Origin of the sequence: Thermus sp. 2.9, assembly GCF_000794385.1 — a bacterium.
GTDB classification, from domain to species: domain Bacteria; phylum Deinococcota; class Deinococci; order Deinococcales; family Thermaceae; genus Thermus; species Thermus thalpophilus.
On sequence record NZ_JTJB01000052.1, the window covers coordinates 1 to 18,915 of the forward strand.

21 protein-coding genes and 1 riboswitch are annotated in these 18,915 nt (G+C 67.3%); of the genes, 10 read left to right on the forward strand and 11 right to left on the reverse strand.

Going from position 1 to position 18,915, the window contains the following annotated elements:
* The 10 genes from QT17_RS12180 to surE all read left to right on the forward strand — a co-directional run.
* Positions 1-592 (forward strand): extracellular solute-binding protein (locus QT17_RS12180; protein ID WP_152607412.1); only part of this gene is annotated, 592 nt, incomplete at its 5' end.
* Positions 589-2,037: an ABC transporter permease gene (locus tag QT17_RS12185; RefSeq protein WP_039460378.1), complete on the forward strand. Its 1,449-nt coding sequence runs from the start codon at positions 589-591 to the stop codon at positions 2,035-2,037. The genes QT17_RS12180 and QT17_RS12185, both read left to right, overlap by 4 nt.
* On the forward strand, positions 2,031-2,960 hold the full coding sequence (locus QT17_RS12190; RefSeq protein WP_039460380.1) for an ABC transporter ATP-binding protein: 930 nt from the start codon (positions 2,031-2,033) through the stop codon (positions 2,958-2,960). The genes QT17_RS12185 and QT17_RS12190 overlap by 7 nt, the downstream gene beginning before the upstream one ends.
* A 36-nt stretch (positions 2,961-2,996) precedes the next feature.
* Entirely contained in the window at positions 2,997-3,200 is a 204-nt protein-coding gene (locus QT17_RS14605; RefSeq protein WP_235283925.1) for a hypothetical protein, read from the forward strand.
* On the forward strand, positions 3,197-3,559 hold the full coding sequence (locus QT17_RS14610; RefSeq protein ID WP_235283926.1) for an aquaporin: 363 nt from the start codon (positions 3,197-3,199) through the stop codon (positions 3,557-3,559). The genes QT17_RS14605 and QT17_RS14610 overlap by 4 nt, the downstream gene beginning before the upstream one ends.
* 147 nt (positions 3,560-3,706) lie before the next feature.
* Positions 3,707-4,456 (forward strand): sugar phosphate isomerase/epimerase, encoded by a 750-nt coding sequence (locus QT17_RS12200; protein ID WP_039460382.1) that lies wholly within the window; start codon positions 3,707-3,709, stop codon positions 4,454-4,456.
* 10 nt (positions 4,457-4,466) lie between these two features.
* A complete protein-coding gene (locus tag QT17_RS12205; protein ID WP_039460384.1) occupies positions 4,467-5,369 on the forward strand; it encodes a carbohydrate ABC transporter permease in 903 nt (300 codons plus the stop codon).
* Positions 5,362-6,177: a carbohydrate ABC transporter permease gene (locus tag QT17_RS12210; RefSeq protein WP_039460385.1), complete on the forward strand. Its 816-nt coding sequence runs from the start codon at positions 5,362-5,364 to the stop codon at positions 6,175-6,177. Before QT17_RS12205 ends, QT17_RS12210 begins: the two co-directional genes overlap by 8 nt.
* Positions 6,178-6,188: 11 nt before the next feature.
* Positions 6,189-7,508, forward strand: coding sequence for an ABC transporter substrate-binding protein (locus QT17_RS12215; RefSeq protein ID WP_039460386.1), 1,320 nt, complete (start codon positions 6,189-6,191; stop codon positions 7,506-7,508).
* Positions 7,509-7,590: 82 nt separating this feature from the next.
* The gene (surE, locus tag QT17_RS12220; protein WP_039460387.1) at positions 7,591-8,325 is read left to right on the forward strand and encodes a 5'/3'-nucleotidase SurE; all 735 of its coding nucleotides are present in this window, start codon (positions 7,591-7,593) and stop codon (positions 8,323-8,325) included.
* A 485-nt stretch (positions 8,326-8,810) separates the two neighbouring features.
* On the opposite strand, the gene QT17_RS12225 is transcribed toward surE, so the two are convergent.
* From QT17_RS12225 to QT17_RS12275, 11 genes are all read right to left on the reverse strand, one after another.
* Entirely contained in the window at positions 8,811-10,481 is a 1,671-nt protein-coding gene (locus tag QT17_RS12225; protein ID WP_039460388.1) for a ribonucleoside-diphosphate reductase subunit alpha, read from the reverse strand.
* A gap of 9 nt (positions 10,482-10,490) precedes the next feature.
* Positions 10,491-11,462 (reverse strand): ribonucleotide-diphosphate reductase subunit beta, encoded by a 972-nt coding sequence (locus QT17_RS12230; RefSeq protein ID WP_039460389.1) that lies wholly within the window; start codon positions 11,460-11,462, stop codon positions 10,491-10,493.
* A complete protein-coding gene (locus tag QT17_RS12235; protein ID WP_039460406.1) occupies positions 11,462-11,821 on the reverse strand; it encodes an acyl-CoA thioesterase in 360 nt (119 codons plus the stop codon). The genes QT17_RS12230 and QT17_RS12235 overlap by 1 nt, the downstream gene beginning before the upstream one ends.
* Before the next feature lie 154 nt (positions 11,822-11,975).
* Positions 11,976-12,111, reverse strand: a riboswitch (cobalamin riboswitch).
* A gap of 71 nt (positions 12,112-12,182) precedes the next feature.
* Positions 12,183-13,367, reverse strand: coding sequence for a di-heme oxidoredictase family protein (locus tag QT17_RS12240; RefSeq protein WP_039460391.1), 1,185 nt, complete (start codon positions 13,365-13,367; stop codon positions 12,183-12,185).
* Between the two features lie 3 nt (positions 13,368-13,370).
* Positions 13,371-14,339 carry an imelysin family protein gene (locus QT17_RS12245; RefSeq protein ID WP_235283927.1) on the reverse strand — a complete coding sequence of 323 codons (969 nt, stop codon included), beginning with the start codon at positions 14,337-14,339 and terminating at the stop codon, positions 13,371-13,373.
* Positions 14,340-14,413: 74 nt separating this feature from the next.
* Entirely contained in the window at positions 14,414-15,328 is a 915-nt protein-coding gene (locus tag QT17_RS12250) for an iron-siderophore ABC transporter substrate-binding protein (protein ID WP_039460394.1), read from the reverse strand.
* Between the two features lie 7 nt (positions 15,329-15,335).
* On the reverse strand, positions 15,336-15,647 hold the full coding sequence (locus QT17_RS12255) for a hypothetical protein (protein ID WP_039460396.1): 312 nt from the start codon (positions 15,645-15,647) through the stop codon (positions 15,336-15,338).
* Positions 15,637-16,419, reverse strand: coding sequence for an ABC transporter ATP-binding protein (locus QT17_RS12260; RefSeq protein WP_039460397.1), 783 nt, complete (start codon positions 16,417-16,419; stop codon positions 15,637-15,639). The genes QT17_RS12255 and QT17_RS12260 overlap by 11 nt, the downstream gene beginning before the upstream one ends.
* Positions 16,412-17,443 (reverse strand): iron ABC transporter permease, encoded by a 1,032-nt coding sequence (locus QT17_RS12265; protein ID WP_039460399.1) that lies wholly within the window; start codon positions 17,441-17,443, stop codon positions 16,412-16,414. The genes QT17_RS12260 and QT17_RS12265 overlap by 8 nt, the downstream gene beginning before the upstream one ends.
* 103 nt (positions 17,444-17,546) lie before the next feature.
* Positions 17,547-18,446: a hemin ABC transporter substrate-binding protein gene (locus QT17_RS12270; RefSeq protein WP_039460401.1), complete on the reverse strand. Its 900-nt coding sequence runs from the start codon at positions 18,444-18,446 to the stop codon at positions 17,547-17,549.
* The coding region (locus QT17_RS12275) for a DUF3386 family protein (RefSeq protein ID WP_039460403.1) at positions 18,443-18,915 on the reverse strand (473 nt) is incomplete at its 5' end. The genes QT17_RS12275 and QT17_RS12270, both read right to left, overlap by 4 nt.

Consider the following 18,915-nt stretch of genomic DNA (forward strand, 5'->3'; position numbering starts at 1 on the left):
TATGCCCTATGGAGGTTTTGACGTGTACATAGCCCAAAGGGTCAAAACACCCCCCACCTCCTGGCGTGACCTGCTCAAACCTGAGTACCGGGGCCTTCTAGCCATGCCGGACCCCAACTTTTCTGGGGCAGCCCTGGCCACGGTGGGAACCCTGGCAGCCCGCTACGGGTTTGGCTTCCTGGAAGGCTTGGCGCGTCAGGGCATGCGCATTGAGCAATCCAACCCCGTCCTTCAGCAGAAGCTCGCCCGAGGGGAGTACGGGATCGCCATCACCACCGATTTCGGCGTGCGGCAGGAGATGGCAAAGGGAGCGCCGCTGGCCGTGATCTACCCGCGCGATGGGGCCATCTTAGTCCCCACCCCTGTGGCCGTGCCCACCTGGAGCCGCAACCCCGAGTTGGCAGAAGAATTCCTGCGGTTCCTCCTCTCCCCCGAAGCCCAGCGCATCTTCGCCGAAAGGGGCTATTACCCCGTTATGCCCCAAAGCCCAAGGCCTAAGGGCGCCCCGGAGAAGGTGGTGGGGGTAAGGGCCACCTTCGCCGACCAAAAGACCTTGGAGCGGTTCAACGCCCTCTTCGGCTTAAGGCGATGAGCCTCCTCCGGTCCCTCGCCCTCCTGGTCCTCACCCTCCCCCCCACCCTGCCCCTCCTGGTCCTCATTCCCCGGGGTTTCCCACACCTCCTTCCCCCACGGGACCTGGACGTGGTACTCCACACCGGAATGCTGGCCATGGGAGGAACACTCATGGCCTTAGGGCTAGGCCTTACCCTCGCCTATCTGGCCGTTAGGGGGGGCGCGGGGCTCATTTGGGAAAGCCTCCTCCTTCTGAACTACCTCGTGCCCCCCTTCGTCACCGGTATGGGCATCCTGTTTTCCCTCCAGGTTTTGGGGGTGAAGGCTTATGGGGTGCTGGGCATCCTCATGGCCTGGACCCTTCACTACACCCCCCTGGCATACCTCCTCCTAAAGCCCCAGGTGGAGGGCGCCCTCCCCCTGCTCCAGACAGCCAGGGTCCATGGGGTCATGGGCCTCCGGCGGCTTCGCGCCTTCTTGCCCCCCCTGTTCCCCCCTCTGCTCGTGGCCGGCGGCACCCTCTACCTCGCCCTCTTGGGAAACTTCGGCGTACCCGCCGTCCTAGGCCTTCCCGAGAGGGTCTACACCCTCCCCACCCTGGTCTACGCCCGGCTCACGAACCCCCTAGCCCAGGACCCCTTGGGCGAGGCGGCTACCCTTGGCCTTTGGCTAGGGCTTCTGGCTCTACCGGCCCTCCTCCTTTCCCGTCCGACCCTCCTCGAGGCCAAGACACCCCTCCTGGAAAAGCCTCACCTTTCGCTCCGCTTCTTGTTCGCCCTCTACGTCCTTGGGTCCCTCGGGCTTTCCCTCCTCGGACTCCTGCGGGAAGCCCTTTTCAACCCCTTTACGGGAAGGCTGGACCCCGTCTTTGCCCAGGCCCTCGCTTTGCCCCTTTTCCGCCAGGGCCTCCTCCATTCCCTCCTTCTCTCCCTCCTCGCCACCGGTCTTCTCCTCAGCCTCGCCCTCCTCCTCAAACCCTTTCCCCAGGCCCTGCGGGTGGCGCGGGGAGCCCTGGACCTCACCTACCTCATGCCCGGAACCTTACTCGGGATAGGGCTCATCCTCCTCCTCGCCCCCACTTCCCTTTACGGCACCCCCTGGCTCCTCCTCCTGGCGTATCTGCTGCACTTCGCCGCCTTGGCCCTGCGATCCCTGGAAGCGGGGATGCGGGTGGAGGGGGCAGTTCTCGCCGGCAGGGTTCACGGACTCCCCTTCTGGCGTAGCTGGCTACGGCTCGGGTACCCCCTTCTCCTCCCCTCCCTTTTCGCCAGCGGCTTCCTTCTCTTTCCCCTGGCCTTTGCTGAGGTCACCCTCTCCGCCCTCCTCTACGCCCCCGGAAGCGAAACTGTGGGGGTGACGGTCCTCTCCGCCCTAAACGGCGGACTCTACCGGGAGGCGGCTGCTTTGGGCCTGATCCTCGCTGGCGTGGCAGCCCTTGGGCTTCTGGGAAGGCCGAGATGGTAAGGCTTCAGGGGCTCACCAAGCGGTTTCCCGGGGGCGGGGGCGTGGAGGGGGTGGAACTGGAGGTGGCCGAAGGGGAAATCCTCGTTCTCCTGGGGGCTTCGGGAAGTGGCAAGAGCACCCTCCTCAACCTGGTGGCGGGGCTCATCGCCCCAGACCGGGGCCGGGTCTACCTGGCGGGAAAGGATGTCACGGAGGCACCCCCCGAACGCCGGAACGTGGCCTATGTCTTCCAGGACCTGGGACTCTGGCCCCACCTCACCGCCTTGGACCACCTCCTCTTGGTGATGCCCAAACCCAACCGCAAGGAAGCCCTAGCCCTCCTGGAGCGGGTGGGGCTCAAAGACCACGCCGTCAAAAGGCCCCACGAGCTCTCGGGTGGGCAACGGCAGCGGGTAGCCTTGGCCCGGGCCCTAGCCAGGAGGCCCAGGGTCCTTCTCCTGGACGAACCCTATAGCGCCCTGGATCCCGTGCTGCGGGAAGGGTTGCGCCTCGAGGTGCGCACCCTCCTCAAGGAAGCAGGGATTACCGCTCTGCACGTGACCCACGACCCCGAGGAGGCCATGCTGCTCGCAGACCGCATTGGGGTGATGAGCGGGGGAAGGCTCCTCCAAGTGGGAGCGTCTGAGGAGGTCTACGCCCATCCTAACTCCCTAGAGAGCTTCCTCGCCTTCGGCCGGGCCAACCTCCTCCCCCTGGGCGCGGAGGTTCTCGCTTTCCGCCAGGAGTGGGTGAGGGGAGAAGGGGAGCTGGAGGCGGTGGTCCTGGAACGCCGAAGCCTCAGGGGGGAATCCCTCTGCCGGGTGCGGCTTCCCTTCGGCGAAGCCTGGGTGCGGCTAGAGGGTAGGCCGGGGGAGCGGGTGAGGCTCGGGATAGATCCCCTCCTGCGGTTCCCCGCTAGCGAACTGCCTAAGCGTTCCCCCTGACCTCCGCCTGGGATAAGGGTGGAGTTTAATCGAGCCATGACGCCAAAAGGCGCCTTCCTCGAGGAAACCCCGGGCACCTTCCTCGCCACCGTGGGAAGCGCCGCCAACGCCGCCCTCGAGCCCCGCTTGGCCCCGGGGGCCTACGGCCACGACGCCATCGCCTTGGGCTTGGAGCTTGCGGTGCGGGAGGGGGCCCTGGCGAGGCGCCCCCTCCCCGGGTCCCAACTGAACCCCCCATGACCCTGGCCTTCGCCTTAGGGGGCCTCTTCCCCTGGCGCCTAGTACCCCTCTACCTCCTGGCCCAGTTCCTGGGGGCTATGGGGGCCTACCTGGCCTACCGGGAAGGCCTTGTTTTCAACGTCTTCAGCACCGGGCCCGGCTTCCTCCGCACCGCCCCCGAGGCCCTCTACGGCTGGACAGGGCCGGCGGTGGCGGAGGCCTTGGGCACCTTCGCCCTCATGGCGGTGATCCTCTTCGCCGGCAAGGACGGGGAGATCGTCGCCCTGTGGCTCGCCCTCACCGTGGCCGCCGTGGCCTACGGGTTCAGCTCGGGGGGCCCGGGGGTTCGCCCTGAACCCGGCGCGGGACCTCTCCCCTAGGCTCCTGGCTTGGCTCCTCGACGTGGAGGGAGCGGCGAGCCCCTACGCTTTGGCCCCGCCCTCTTCCCCGTCCTGGGGGCCGCCTACGCGGTGGCCTTGTATCGGCTGGCTGACCGCCTCCTGACAGGGAAGCCCTAAGGTCCAAGCATGGACCTAAGGCTTTCCCTACCCCTCGGGGAAGTGACGGGGAAGCTGGAGGCGCTGAGGGCTTGGGGGGTGGGCCTCGAGGTCTACCTTGACCCGGAACGCCTGGAGGACGACGCCCTCTTCCACACCCTGGGCCAGGCCTTGGCGGAGGGGCCTCCGACCTCCGTCCACCTTCCCTTCTGGAACCTGGACCTCCTCTCCCCCGACCCCGAGGTGCGGGGCCTTACCCTGAGGCGCCTCCTTTTTGGCCTGGAGCGGGCGGCGGAGCTCGGGGTGGACCGGGCGGTGTTCCACTTCGGCATCCCCCACGGCCGCACCCCGGAAGAGGCGGAGGCCCGGGGGGAGCGCCTCGCGGAAAGCCTCAAGCCCGTGGTGCGCCGGGCGCGGGCCTTAGGGATCCGCCTCCTCCTGGAGAACACGCACGAGCCGGGCCCCGAGGCCCTGCGGCCCGTCTTGGAAGCCTACCCCGAGGCCTTGGGCTTCTGCTTTGACGCTGCCCACGCCCGGGTCTTCAGCCACACCCCGGAACCCGAGCCCTGGCTGGCCCTGAACCCGGAACACCTCCACCTGAACGATACGGACGGGGTCTACGACCGCCACTGGAACCTGGGGAGGGGCGTCCTGAACCACGCCCGCTGGCTACCCCCTTTTCTGGGCCGGCCCCTGGTCCTCGAGGTGCGGGAAGACCCCCAGCCCTCCCTGGACCTCCTAAGGCGGGGCCTTGACCTTCCCCTGACGCGGGGGCGGTAACCTCCAGCTCGTGGAACGGGTCCTTTTACAGCGGGGCCGGAGGGCAGGGCGAGGGACACTAGAACCCCTTCCCTTCCTCCTCCCCGCTTACGGCCTCTTTTTCCTATTCCTCTTCCTCCCCGTCCTGGAAGCCCTCTGGCTTTCCCTCCACCAGGAAAACCTCTTCGGCCGGGGGCGCGAATGGGTGGGCCTTGGGAACTACCTCGAGGCCCTCCACCGACCCGAGTTTTGGCACAGCGTGAAGACCACCCTCCTCTTCGCCCTGATCACCGCGCCCCTGGAGCTCCTCCTGGGCCTCCTGGCCGCCCTTCTCGTCTACCGCCCCTACCCCGGGGTGGCCCTCTTCCGCACCCTCTTTTTCCTCACCACCGCCGTGCCCACCGCCGTGGCCGCGGTGGCCTGGGGCTGGTTTCTCCACCCCGTGGGGGGGTGGGCCAACCGCCTCCTCACCGCCCTGGGCCTCCCCCCACAGGCCTGGCTCACCTCTCCCGAGCTCGCCCTGCCCACCCTGGCGGTAATCAACGCCTGGGCTGGGGTGGGCTTCACCGCCATCCTCCTCACCGCCGGCCTGCAGAACATCCCCGAGGAGGTCCTCGAGGCGGCCACCGTGGACGGAGCGGGTCCCTGGAGGCGCTTCTTCCGCATCACCCTGCCCCTCCTCTCCCCCACCCTCTTCCTGGTGGGGCTCCTGGTGGTCCTCAAAAGCCTCACCGCCTTCGGCCAGATCCACCTCCTCACCCGGGGAGGCCCGGCGGAGAGCACCATGGTGTGGATCTACCGCGTCTACCACGACGCCTTCTTCAACTTCCAGGTGCCCTTGGCGGCGGCGGAGGCCTTCCTCCTCTTCCTGGTCCTCCTGGGCCTCGCCGCCCTGCAGTTCTGGCTCCTAGGCCGGAGGGTGCACTATGCGTAGGTGGCTCCGCCTCCTCCCCACCTACCTCCTGGCCTCCGCCTACGCCTTTCTCCTGACGCTACCCCTCCTCACCCTCCTCTCTGCGAGCCTCCGGAGCGAGGCGGACCTCTACGCCCCCACCCTCCTCCCCCCCAACCCCACCTTAGCCCCTTACGCCGAGGCCCTGGCCAAGTTTCCCCTGGGCCGTTTCCTCCTCAACAGCCTCCTGGTCTCCACCGCCGTGACCCTGGGGGTCCTGACCACGAGCCTCCTCGCCGCCTACGCCCTAACCCGCATGCGCTTCCGGGGACGGGAAGCGCTTTTTGGCCTGGCGGTGGCCCTCCTCCTGGTTCCGGGCGAGGTGACTTTCCTGCCCCTTTACCTCTTGGTGGACCGCCTGGGGTGGCTGGACACCTACTGGGCCCTCACCGTGCCCTTCCTGGCAAACCCCTTGGGGGTCTTCCTGCTCCGCCAGACCCTAAGGACCATCCCGGAGGACTACTTTGACGCCGCCCGCATAGACGGGGCCACCCACTGGCAGGCCCTACGCCACGTGGCCCTGCCCCTTACCCTGCCGGCCCTGGGGGCCCTCGCCGCCCTCACCTTCATCGGCACCTGGAACATGTACCTCTGGCCCCTGGTGGTCACCAAGAGCCGGGAAATGCAGACGGCGCAGATCGCGGTGAACTTCCTCCTAAACGAGGAAGTGGCCCGCTGGAACGTGGTGGCCGCGGGGGCCATCCTCGTCCTCCTTCCCACCCTGCTCGCCTTCCTGCTCGCCCAAAGGGCCTTCGTGAAGGGCATCGCCCTGGGCGGGCTGAAGGGATAAGGAGGTGGATCATGCGGACGTGGCTTTTGGGACTCGCTAAGGCCAGCGCACTAGGATGGCTTCTCCTCTCCCCCTCCTTGGCGCAAAGGGTGACCGTGGAGTTCTGGCACTCCATGGGGGGCGTGCTGGGCGAGGTCACGGAAAAGCTGGTGCAGGAGTTCAACCGGAGCCAAAACGCCGTGCAGGTGAAGAGCCAGTACGTGGGGAGCTACGACGACGGCATCAACAAGCTCCTGGCCGCCCTACGGGCAGGCCGGGGCTACCCCCACGTGGTCCAGATCTACGACATCGGAGCCCGCATCATGGCGGACTCCGGCGCCGCGGTGCCCCTGGAGGACCTGGCCAAAAGGGATGGGTTTGACCTGGACCGCTTCCTACCCCAGCCCAGGAACTACTACACCATTGAGGGCAAGCTTTACGGCCTCCCCTTCAACTCCTCCAACCCCGTCCTCTACTTCAACATGGCCGCCTTCCAGGAAGCGGGCATCCCCTTCAAGCCCACCTGGTCCCTCAAGGACCTGGAGGAGGCGGCCCGGAAGCTCACGAAGAAGGACGCCCAAGGGCGCACCGTGCGCTACGGGCTTTCCATCCCCATTGACTCCTGGTTCGTGGAGCAGATCTCCTACAACTCCGGCGAGTTCTTCTGCAACAACGAGAACGGCCGCAAGGCCCGGGCCACGGCGGTGACCTTTGACAACGAGGCGGCGGTGGCCTTCCTGGACATGTACGCCCGGCTGGCGCGGGAGGGGGTAGCGGCCAACACCGGGCGCAACTGGGCGGACTCGCAAAGCCTCTTCGCCCAGGGCCAGGCCGCCATCGCCGCCTACTCCACGGCCAGCCTCACGGGCGTCCTTCGCCAGGTGGGCGGGCGCTTCCCCTTGCGCACCGCTTACTACCCCTACCTGCGGGAACGGAACGGCGTGGCCATCGGCGGGGCGGCCCTCTACGTTCTGAAGGGCTTCCCCGAGGCGGAAACCCAAGCCGCTTGGCGCTTCGTGCGCTTTCTCCTGGAACCCAAGACCCAGGCCCAATGGCACCTGGGCACGGGCTACTTCCCCGTGGTGAAGGGGGTGACCGAACTCCCCGAGGTGCGCCAGGCCCACGTGCGCCAGCCCAACTACACCACGGCCATCCAGCAGCTCACCACCAGCAAGGTGAACACCTCCAGCGCCGGGTGCCTCATGGGGTCGTTCCCCGAGATCCGGCAGTACGTGCAGGCAGCCTGGGAGGAGATCCTTAGGGGCAAACCCGCCCGCGAGGCCCTGCGGGAGGCCAAGGCCCAGGCCGACGCCGCCCTGGAGCGGTACAACCGGAGCGTGGCGGGGCGCTAAGCCCCTTCTTCCCCGCCCCGGGAAAGCCCGGGGCGGGCCCTTCCTGACCCCACCCTGACACCTGGAGCCTACCCTGAAGGGCATGCGGATCCTGGTGACCAACGACGATGGCATCCTCAGTCCCGGTCTTTGGGCCCTTGCGGACGCGGCAAGCCGCCTGGGGGAGGTCTTCGTGGCGGCCCCGGAAACGGAGCAAAGCGCCACCGGGCACGCCATCACCATCGCCCACCCAGTACGGGCCTTTCCCCATTCAGCCCCCCTCCCATGGCCCGACTTCCCCGCCTACCGGGTGCGGGGCACCCCCGCGGACTGCGTGGCCTTGGGCCTGCACCTTTTCGGGCCCCTGGACCTGGTCCTCTCCGGGGTGAACCTGGGGAGCAACCTGGGGCACGAGATCTGGCACTCGGGCACGGTGGCCGCCGCCAAGCAAGGGAGGCTTTTCGGCCTCTCCGCCGCCGCCTTTAGCGTGCCCATGGAGGGGGAAAACCCCGACTTCGGGGCGCTCAAGCCCTGGCTGGTGCGCACCCTCGAGGCCCTCCTCCGGCTGGAGCGCCCCTTCCTGGTAAACGTGAACCTTCCCCTGAGGCCCAAGGGCTTCCTCTGGACCCGCCAGTCGGTGCGGGCCTATGAGGGGGTGGTGGTGCCGGGGAAAGACCCCATGGGCCGCCCCCTCTACTGGTTCGCCGCCAAACCCCTCAAGGAGGCGGAGGAGGGCACGGACCGCTGGGCCGTGGCCCAAGGCTTCATCTCCGCCACCCCCTTACGGCTGGACCTCACGGACGAAACCCGCCTCCAACCCGGTCTAGCCCATGATTAACGTCCTCGTCCCCAGCAAGGGCCACCCTGGCCTTCCTCCGCCAGGCCCTGGCGTCCTTACGCCGGCAAACCTACCCCTAGTTTGGAGCCCTGGTGGGTAGAGGACGGGAAGGGGGGAAGGCTTGGAGGCCGCCCCTTCCCTCCAAGACCCCAGGGGGCCGCCCCCTCTGGAACCGGGGCCAGGGGCAGGTGGAGGCCCGCATCACGGGCCTGGAGGAGGCCAAAGGGGAGATCCTCCTCTTCCCGGACGACGACCTCCGCCTCGCCCCCACCTACCTAGAACTAACTGGACTGGGACCTTTGGCTCCGCGCCTACCGGGCAGGCGTCCCCTTCCACTACCTGCGGGGCCCCAACATCGGCGCGCGGATCCACGCAAAGAACCAGAGCCACGGGCCCCGCCTGGCGGAGCGGGCCCTCTACCTGGAACGCCTCCGGGCCCAACACGGCCTGCTCCCTACCCCCCTGAAGGACCACCTAGAGCTACGCTAGCCCTCGCAGGCCCGGCAGGAGAGGAGGAGGTCGCGGCTGTAGGCCTGGGCGGCGCTGGCGCTGAACTGGTAGTAAAGGCTTTTAAGCCCCGAACGCCAGGCGTGGAGGACGAGCTCGTTCACGTCCTTGGGAGGGGCCTCCGGGTGGATCACCAGGTTCAGGGACTGCCCTTGGTCAATGTGCCGCTGCCGGGCCGCCGCCAGGTTCACCAAGGTCTTCTGGGAAACCTCGGCGAAGGTTTTGAATACCGCCTTTTCCTCCTCGCTCAGGAAGTCCAGGTGCTGCACCGAGCCGTTATGCTCCAGGATACTCCGCCACACCTTCTCCTCGTCCTTGCCCTTCTCCCGAAGGAGCTCCTCGAGGAAAGGGTTTTTGAAAGGCACCCGCGCCTTTTGCAGGTCCTTCAGGTAGTAGTTGCTGGTGTAGGGCTCCACGGAAGGGGATACCTGCCCCAGGATGAAGGAACTGGACTTAGTGGGAGCGATGGCGAGGAGGGTGGCGTTGCGCCGTTCCATGATCTCGCTTAGCTCGTCCTCCGGGTGCCGGGCGCGCAGCCAACGGGAAGCCTCCTCCGCCCGCTCCCGAATGGTCTTGAAGATGAGGTTATTGAGGAAAAGGGCATCCGTGCTCTCTAGGGGAATACCCTTGGACTGCAGGTAGCTGTGCCAGCCCAAGACGCCGATCCCGATGGCGCGGTACCGCTTGGCGAAGCGCACAGCCCGCTCCATGTAGGGAATGCCCTCGGCCTTCTCTATGAAGTCGTCCAGCACGGAGTCCAGGAAGATGACCAGGGTTTCCACGGCGTCCGTGTCCTTCCACTCATCAAAGTGGAGGAGGTTTAAAGAGGAGAGGCAGCAGACGAAGCTTTCCTCCGGGCTAGAGGGGAGCATGATCTCGGTGCAGAGGTTGCTGGCGTGGATCCGCTTGCCCAGGGTGCGGAAGATCTCGGGGGCTTGGCGGTTGGCGTTGTCCCGGAAGAAGATGTAGGGAATGCCCACCTCAGCGCGGCTTTTTAGGACGGCAGCCCAGCGCTCCCGCTTCTCCCGGTCCCCCGATACCATGGCCTCTAGCCACTCGTCCCCCACGCTCACTCCCCAGAAGAGGGACTGGATCTCGGAGTTTTCCCGCTGGATCCGGGTCCACTCCCAAAAGTCGGGGTGCTCTATGGGCAGGTAAGCGGCGCACTGGCCCCGGCGGGTGGAGCCCTGGTTGAAGACCTCAATAGCCCGGTCAAAGAGGCTGGCGAAGGCGTAGGAGCCATTGCTCTCTCCGTTGTCGCGGATGGGGGCACCCCGCGGGCGGAGCTCCCCGAGATAGACCGAGGTCCCGCCCCCCTGCTTGCTCATCATGCCGATCTCCGCCACCGCCCGCAGGATGGAGGCGGTGTCGTCCTCCACGTAGGTGCCGTAGCAGGAGATGGGAAGCCCCCGCTTGAGGCCGTAGTTGGCCCAGATGGGGGTGGCCAGGGAGTACCAACCGTAGGCCATGTAGCGCGTAAACTTCTCCGCAAAGCCTGGGATCCTGGTGAGCGCCTCGGCCCGAAGGGCGATCTCCCGCACCCGCTCCTCCACGCTGACCTCAGGAAGGAGGTAGCCCCGGCTCATGTAAAGCCGCGTCCACTCGTTAGCCCAGTACCAAGGCTCGTACTTCCGCTTCACCTCAACCATGGTGCCTCCTTAGAAAAGCTCGTCCGGATCGTAGCTCTGCATGCGGCGCGCGTAGGCCACGCTGCGCTTGTTAAAGAAGTCCACTTCTTTGTCGGCGAGAAGCTCCAGGGAGAACCACTCCGTGTCCCGGAGCAGCTCGGCCCGGGGTTGGAAGGGGGCGGGGAGGCCATGGAGGGAGAGCATCTCGTTGTAGCGGTGCTTGAGGAACTCCAGGACCTCTTCCCGGGAGACCACCTCCAGGTCCCCCTCGGCGAAGATCCAGTCCACCAGGGCCTCCTCCCCCTGGAAGAAGCGCCTGGCCCAGGCCAGGGCCTCCTCGGCAAAGCCCTCGCTGAAGTGGTCGGGAAGCTCCTGCCGGAGCAGGCGGAGGAGCTCCACCCCGAAGAGCCCGTGGATGTTCTCCTCCTTGCTGGTGGCCTCTATGGCGTTGGAAATGCCCTTGAAGCGCCCAGCCCGGCGGTTGATGGCCATGAGGGCGTAGAACTGGGAGAAAAGGGAGATGTGCTCCGTGAAGGCGGCGAAGAGGAGGAGGGCGTGGGCGTACGCCTTGAGTTCCTCCTCCCGGGAGCGGCGCAAAACCTCCTGAAGGAGGCGCTGGCGTTCTTTAAGGGCGGTCTCTGCCTCCAGGGCCTTCTGGAAGCGCTCGTTGAGGCCGAGGAGGTCCAGGAGGTGGGCGTAGGCGTTGGCGTGGCGCACCTCGCTTTCCGCAAAGGTCATCCCCACCTCCGCCACCTCCGGCTTGGGGAAGCGGTCGTAGATCCGGGCCCAGAAGAGCTTGACGGCAAGCTCCACCTGGGCGATGGCCAAGAGGGACCGCTCAACCAAGGCCCGCTCTTTAGGGTCGGCCAGGGCGTAGTCCTGAACGTCGGCGGTGTAGCTGAACTCCGTGTGCACCCAGTAGCTGTGCCGGATGGCATCCCGGTAGCGGAGAAGCCCAGGGTACTCGTAAGGGCGGTAGTGGGGTCTAGGCTCGGTGAGCATCACCCCTCCAATGGGGGCACCGGTGCAGGCTGCCCCATCTCGTCCAAAGCCACCAACACAAACCCCCCTCGGGCGGCCAGGTAAGGTTCCCGTTCCGCCTCGAGGGGCTCCACCCACATCTCCACCTCCACGCGCAGGGAGGTCCGCCCCACCTCCACCACCCGGGCCACGAGCTCCACGATGGAACCCTGGGGCACAGGATGGCGGAAGTCCACGGCATCGGCGTGCACCGTGACCACCTTGCGCCGGGCGTGGCGGCTCGCCGCCACGAAGGCCGCCTGGTCCATCCAGGCCATGGCGGTGCCGCCGAAAAGCGTGCCGTAATGGTTGGTCTCTCCCGGAAACACAGGGTACACCATGCGGGTTTCCCGCACGAAAAGCCTCCTTCCCACGGCCAGGGGCCGAACCCGTCTAAACCTTCCTACCCTCGCCCCTTCGGGGCGGCTCCGCTTTTAGGGGAATGCACCTTTAAGGTCCCACAGGCATCACCACCTTCACCCTTGCCTCGAGGGCTACGGGGCAGGACCGCGAAGCGGGTACTCGGGCTTCCGGCCGAAGGCGGCCGGTTACCGTTGCGGGACAGCGCCGGACTCTCACCGGACTTCCCCCACCGCCAATAGGCGTCCAGGCCTGTCGGCCTAGCATCGCGGCCAGGACACCCTAAGTCTTGGGTGTCCTGCGGAAAAAGCTACCATGGGTTGGGGGTGGGGTCAAGCCCCCTTACAGCCCCTGCAAAAAGCGGAGCAAGGCCGCGCGGTCCTCCTTGGAAAGGGCCATGAAGCGTTGCCTCGCCCCTTCCGCTTCGCCCCCGTGCCAGAGGATAGCCTCCTCCAGGCTCCTCGCCCGGCCATCGTGGAGGTAGCGTTCCTCCCCAAGCACCTTCCGGGTAAGGCCAATCCCCCATAGGGGCGGGGTGCGCCACTCGGAAGGGGCGGTGTCCCCTTCCGCCACGCCGTCGTCCAACCCCGGGCCCATGTCGTGGAGGAGGAGGTCGGTGTAGGCGGGAAGCCCCGCCAGGTTCGGCCGGTGGCAGGCGGCGCAGCCGATCTGGGCGAAAAGACGCCTTCCCTTTAAAGCCTCCGGCCCGTGGCGGGGTGCGGGCACCGCCAGGTGCTGGAGGTAAAAGACCACCGCCTCCAGCTCCTCCTCCCCCACCTCCACCCCCCCTTCATCGGGGAAAAGGGGCGTGGAAAGGCCCATGTCCTCCCGGTAGGCGAGGGCCGTCTGCTCCCGGAGGCTTGCCGTACCCGCCTTCCACCCGAAACGGCCCACCCCGCCCCCGGGCAGGTGGGCTACCCTTCCCGAAACCCCATCCCCATCTTGGTCCGCCGGGTCTTCTAGGGCGAGAAGGGCGCTTTCCGGCACCGCTTCCAGAAGCCCCCCGCCAAAGACGGGAGGAGCTAGGCGGAGGCTATACCGGCCCGGAACGGGCCTTCCCGCGGGGTCCAGGACCGAAAGGCGGGGGCGCCGCAAGCGGTAAGGGGTCCCGTCGGGGTAGCGCCCCTCCACCTCCTCCCAATGGAGGAGGACCTGGCCCTCGGGCAGGTAGCCCGGCAGGGCGTGGTCCTGGAGCTGCACCCCGAAGCGGGGGTGGGGGGTAATCCCGTCGGGCGCGCGGGCGCGCACCAGGGCCTCGCTTCGCTCGGCGAAGGCGAGGCGCCCCCGCCCGTCCCGCACGTGGCATCCGGCGCAGGATTGGTGGACGAAAAGGGGACCCAAGCCGTCCTCCCGCACGAAGACGCGGTTGAAGGCCCGGTCCCCCCGCCGGAAGGCCTCCAGGGCCTCGGGGGAAAGCCCCGGCAGGGGGTGGCCGAAGGCCCGGGAAGAAGCGTCCTGCACGTAGTAGCGGGCGGGAAGGGCGCCAAGAAAAGGAAGGAGAAGGGCAAGCCAGAGAAAGCGCCGCACGGCCTAGCGCAAGAGGGCCTCCAGGGCCTGGAGCAAGGGTTCCACCTCCTCCCCTGGAGCCTGGGCCTGCACCTTGGCCTCGAGGGCCGCCACCAGTTTAAGCGCATCCTCCTCCTGGGGCGTCCCTGCGAGGGCAGCCTTCAGGCCCTCCAAGGCAGCCAGTCCCTCATCCACCTCCCCTTCCACCAGGTACTCCTCCCGGAAGGTGCGGAGCCAAAGGAGGGCCCGCTGCCCCACATTCCCCACCGGGGCCTGAACCAGGGCATGGTAAAGGTCCTGGGCCCTGGCCGAAGCTAAGGCCACCTGGGGCTGGTCCCAGGCGCCTTCCAGAGGGCTCGGCAAGGCCGCCACCGCCCGCTCCAGGTCCAAGGCCAAGGCCCAGGCCGATCCGGGCAAGGGAAGGAGGGCGAGGGCTTGGAGGAGGCCCCGGACGTTGGCCCGGTAATCCTGGGCAGAGCGTTGGGCGTAGGGGCTTTCCGGGTTCTTGAGCTTCTCGGCGAAAAACTCCTCGGCGAGCTCCAGGCTGGCGGCGTAAAGCTCAAGGGTCAGATCCGCCTCGGAAGCCTCCGCTAAATAGGCGAGGTAAGCTTCCCGCAGGCGGGAGGCCTGCTGGGCCAGGTCCTCCGCTAGATCGGCCACATGGCGGGCGGCCTCCGGGGTGCGGCCAGGATCCTGGAAGAGGAGGTACTCCAAGGCGTGGAACCCCCGGACCTCGGGGGGAAGGTCTTCCACAGGCTTTCCCAGGGTCTGCCGAAGGTCCTCAGGGCTTACCGGCCAGGTGTCCAAATACGGGTCAAAATCGCCCACGGGCCCAAAGGCAAACGCCTCCAACACCTCCCAGGGCTCCCGAGCCAGGTGCCAAAGGGCCCGGAGCCGGTTGAGCCCCTCGGTGGTGGGGGCGTCGGCGTAGGCGCGGGCCGCCTGGGCCAAGAGGCGGGTCCCCTGAACCAGCTCTCCGAGCAGAGGTTCCACCTGGTTCCTAAGATCCGACTTAAAACCTTGGGCCAAGGTCACAGCAAAGAAAACGAGTCCGGCAGCAATCCACCTCACCGCACACCTCCCACACTACGCCAAACCTCTTCCACCAAAACCCGGGCGGAATGGGGGCCTCCATAGGTCCAGGTGGTGGGGTCTAGGGGCAACACTTGGGCCCGATTGAGCCGGAGGAGAGGGCCCACCGCCGGGTCGCCCAGAGGGTTGTTCTCGGGCTGGGCAATGAGGAAGACGAGAACTCCAGGATGCTCCTCTACCAATCGCACCAGCCCTTCCGGACCCACCCGGGAAAGGCCGTAAGCCTCCGCCTTCCCCGTCCAGGCGTTCTTAAGGCCGAGGGTTTCCAGAAGCTCAGAAGCCAGGGTGTCCCGGGTGAAGACGTTGTAGACCTTTTCCCGGGCCCAAGCCTGGACCAGGAGGAAGGGCCTACCGGAAAGCCCTTTGCGCTTAAGCTCCTCCGCCCGCTCCCGCAGGAAGCGGTCCAGGTCGGCGAGAATCCTCTCCCCTTCCCGCTCCTTTCCCACGAGGCGGGCATGAACGAGGAAATGCCGGCGCATGGCGGCGAGTTGCCCGGAAGCGGGCAGGTAGTCATAGAGCGCCGTGGGGGCGATGCGGGAAAGCTCCGGGTAAAGCCGCCCTTGAAAGCCCGTGTAGCCCAGGATCAGGTCGGGCTTAAGGGCGGCCAGGCGCTCCAAGCTCGGGCTCATGCGCCCTCCCACATCCTGGATCCCCTGGGGAAGCTCCATCCTCACCCACTTGGGGAAGTCCGCCAGGTCCGCCCCCGCCACGGGCCGCACCCCCAGGAGGAGGAGGTCCTCCAAAGGCCGCCAGTCCAGCACCGCCACCCGCACCGGGGTCTTCGCCAGGCAGACCTCTCCCAGGTCATGGGGTACCCGCCCCCCCGGACAAGACCCCTGCGCCAAGGCCAAGGAAGCCAAAAAACTCACAAAAAGTGTTCTCGTCCGCATAATCCTCCTAGTTCAGGTGACGAAAGTATGCCACCGGGCTCGCCGTTTGCCAGACAACTCCCCGCTTTAAAAGGCGGAGGAGCTCCCACCCCTCCCCCTCCCGGAAGCGGAGGCCCACCGCCCCAAGCCACACCACCCCGTCGCCGCCCCGCGCCAAAAGGTCCTCCAAAACCTGGGCCAGAAACTGAAGGCCCTCCGGGGTGAGGCGAAAGGTGGCGGCGTCCCAGTGCAGGTGGTAGGTGCCGCCGTTGCAAGGGCAGCGGGAAAGGTACCGGGCCTCGGAGATCCGGGCCACCACCTGGGCGTGGTCAGCCTCCATGGACCACCTCCTTGGGTACGGGGAGAAGGAAGCGGAAAGCCCCCGGCTGTCCCAGGGCGTGGAAGGGAACCTCGTAGACTTCCTCCAAAAGCGCTGGGTGCAGTACGGCCTGGGGCGCCCCGTAGGCCACGGGCCTGCCGTCTTTGAGGAGGAGAACCCGGTCGGCGAAAAGCCCCGCCAGGTTCAGGTCGTGCAGCACCGCCACCACCGCACTCCCCTCGTAGGCCAACGCCCGAAAGAGGCAAAGGAGCTCCAGGGCGTAGCGGGGATCCAGATGGTTGGTGGGCTCGTCCAGAAGGAAAAGCCGGGCCTCCTGGGCGAGAAGCCTGGCCACCTCCACCCGCATGGCCTCGCCCCCGGAAAGGCTGGGAAAGAGGCGCTCCTTAAAGCCCGCGGCCTGGGCCCGCCCTAAGGCCGCCTCCACCTTGGCGTGGTCCTCCAGGCTCTCCCGTCTGCCCCAAAGGTGGGGAAGCCGCCCCAGAAAGGCCACCTCGTAAGCGGTGTAGGGAAAGCCCATCTCCCGGTTTTGGGAAAGCACCGCCCGCACCCGGGCCAGGCGCTCCGAGGTGTAGGCGGCCAAGGGCTTTTCCTGGAGCCACACCTCCCCCAGCGAGGGGCGAAGCTCCCCCGAAAGGAGGCGAAGGAGGGTGGTCTTGCCGCTCCCGTTGGGGCCGAGGACGGCCAGGAACTCTCCCCCGCGCACGGCGAGGTCCACGCCCTTGACAAGCCAGCGTTCCCCCACGCGATACCCTAAGTTTCTCGCCTCAAGCACGGTACACCTCCCGCTTGTAACGCAGGACCAGATAAAGGAAGAAGGGCCCCCCAAGGAGGGCGGTCACCACCCCCACGGGGATTTCCGCCGGGGCGGCCAGGGTACGGGCGAGGAGGTCCGCCCCCACGGCCAGCCCCGCGCCCAAAAGGGCCGACCCCGGAAGGAGGTAGCGGTGGTCGGGCCCCGCCAAGAGGCGGAAAAGGTGGGGGGCCACCAGGCCCAGGAAGCCCACCCCGCCCGCCAGGGCCACCGCCACCCCCACCGCTAAGGCGGCCCCCGCCACCGCCCGGCGCTTAAGGGCCTCGAGGTCCACCCCCAGGTGGAAGGCCTCCCGCTCCCCCAGGGCCAAGGCGTTCAGGGGACGGGCCAGGGGAAAGAGGAGGAAGAGGGCGAGGAGGGCCAAGGGCAGCCCGGCCAAAAGCAGGCGCCAGGTGAGGGCGGAAAAGCCCCCCAAGGTCCAGAAGGTGAGGCTGCGAAGCTCCTGCTCGCTTGCCAAGAAGGTGAGGAGACCGATCCCCGCCCCCACCAGGGCGTTTAGGGCGATGCCGGAAAGGAGGAGGACGGAAACCTGGACGCCCAAGGGCGTCCGGGCCAAGCGCCAAAGGAGGTGGGTGGCGAGGAGGCCGCCGAGGAAAGCGAAGAGGGGCAGGGCGTAGACCTCGAGGACCCCCGCCCAGGGCCAGAGGACAATGAAGATGGCCGCCCCCAAGGCTGCTCCCGAGGACACCCCAATAAGCCCCGGGTCCACCAGGGGGTTGCGGAAGAGGCCCTGCAACACCGCCCCCGCCAAAGCCAAAAGGGCCCCCACCAAAGCGGCCCCCAGGACGCGGGGGAAGCGGAGGGCGGTGAGGACCTGGTACTCCACCCCTTCCCCCTTCAGGAGAATGCCGGGGATGGCCAAGGGCGGGATGGGATAGGCCCCAAGCCCCGCACCCAGGAGGAGGGAAAGGACCAAGAGGAGGGCCAGGGCCAGGAGGGCCAAGCGGTACCGCCGGGAGCGGGGGAAGGAAAAGGGCTGGGTCACGGGACCTCCTCCCAGAGGGCCGCAAGGTTTGGCGGCAGGGGCTTGCCCAGGAGGAGAAGGAGGAGGCAGGCCTTGAAGACACCGCGAAGGAACAGGTACGACCTCATGGCCCCACCTCCACAAACCCCTCCATCAGGTAGGCTGCCCGGAAGAGGTCCAAGGCAGCCCGGCCCGCCCGGGGGCCAAAGCTTCCCAGGTAGAGATCGTCCATGGCCACCACCCTCCGCTTCTGCCCCGCGGGGGTTTGGGCCACCCCAGGAAGCTTGAGAAGCCCCTCAAGCCCCCCCACGCTCTCCAAGCCCTTCTTGAAGACCACGATGACGTCCGGCCGTGCCGCCACCACGCTCTCCGCCGTCATCGGCTGGCACTCCCGTATGCCCTGGGCGGCGTTTTCCAAGCCGGCAAGCTTCATGACCCCCACCGGGGTGCTCCCCTCGCCGCACACATAGGTGGTGCCGGGGCCCCGCAGGTAGAGGAAAAGCCCCCTTAGCTTTTGGGAACGATGCTGGGCTTGGTGGGCGCGGAGAGCCAGGAGGTCGCGCTCCAAGGCCCGGACCAAAGCCTCCCCCCGCTCCGGCTGGCCCACCGCCTGGGCCACCACCCGGATCTTCGCCTTGGCCCCTTCCACGCTGGGCTCCGCGGGCACCAGGACCACCGCCACCCCCGCCTGGCGCAGCTGGTCCACCACCTGGGGCGGCCGCACATCCTCGCGGCCGATGACCAGGGTGGGCTTGAGGGAAAGGATCCCCTCGGCGGAAAGGCGGAACTGGTAGCCCACGCTGGGAAGCCTCAACACCTGGGGCGGGTAGTAGCTGGAGTCGTCCCGGCCCACCACCTTATCCCCCACGCCAAGGGCGAAGAGGATCTCCGTGGTGATGCCGTCCAGACTTACGATGCGATTTATGGAAGGGACCTCCACCGCCTTGCCGGTGGCGTCCACCACCCGGTAAGGCTGGGCCAGGGCTGCCAAAAAAACCCACGCCAAGACCGCCAGCTTCTTCACGCTGCCACCTCCACGTTCTCCAGACGAAGCACCAAGGCCTCCAAGCCCTCCCCTTCCACCACCACTTCCCGCTCCACGGGAAGCCAAAGCCCCCCGAAAGCGGCGTATTCATCCCGGAAGCGCTCCACCTTAAGAAGCCGTCCCCTGGCGTCGCGATGGACCAGGAGGAAACGGTGTGGCAGGAGCTTTTCCCCGACTTGTTTCCAGGCCTCGAGATGGATGCGGAAAGAACCTTCCGCCAGGTGCCGCTCAATGACGTGAAGCCGCCCCTGGCGGACCCAAATACGGGAACGGAAGGGATCCTCCAAGGCGATGGCGGTGCCCATAGGGCCCTCCTCCACCAAGCGCATGGGGTAACGGCCCTCGCCCGCCTCAAAGGGAACGGGGCGGCGGTGGCCCAGGAGGGAGGCCAGCTCCTTTTCCGCCAGGGGCCCCACCCCCTCGGGCAGGTCTACTTCGGGCCGGAACC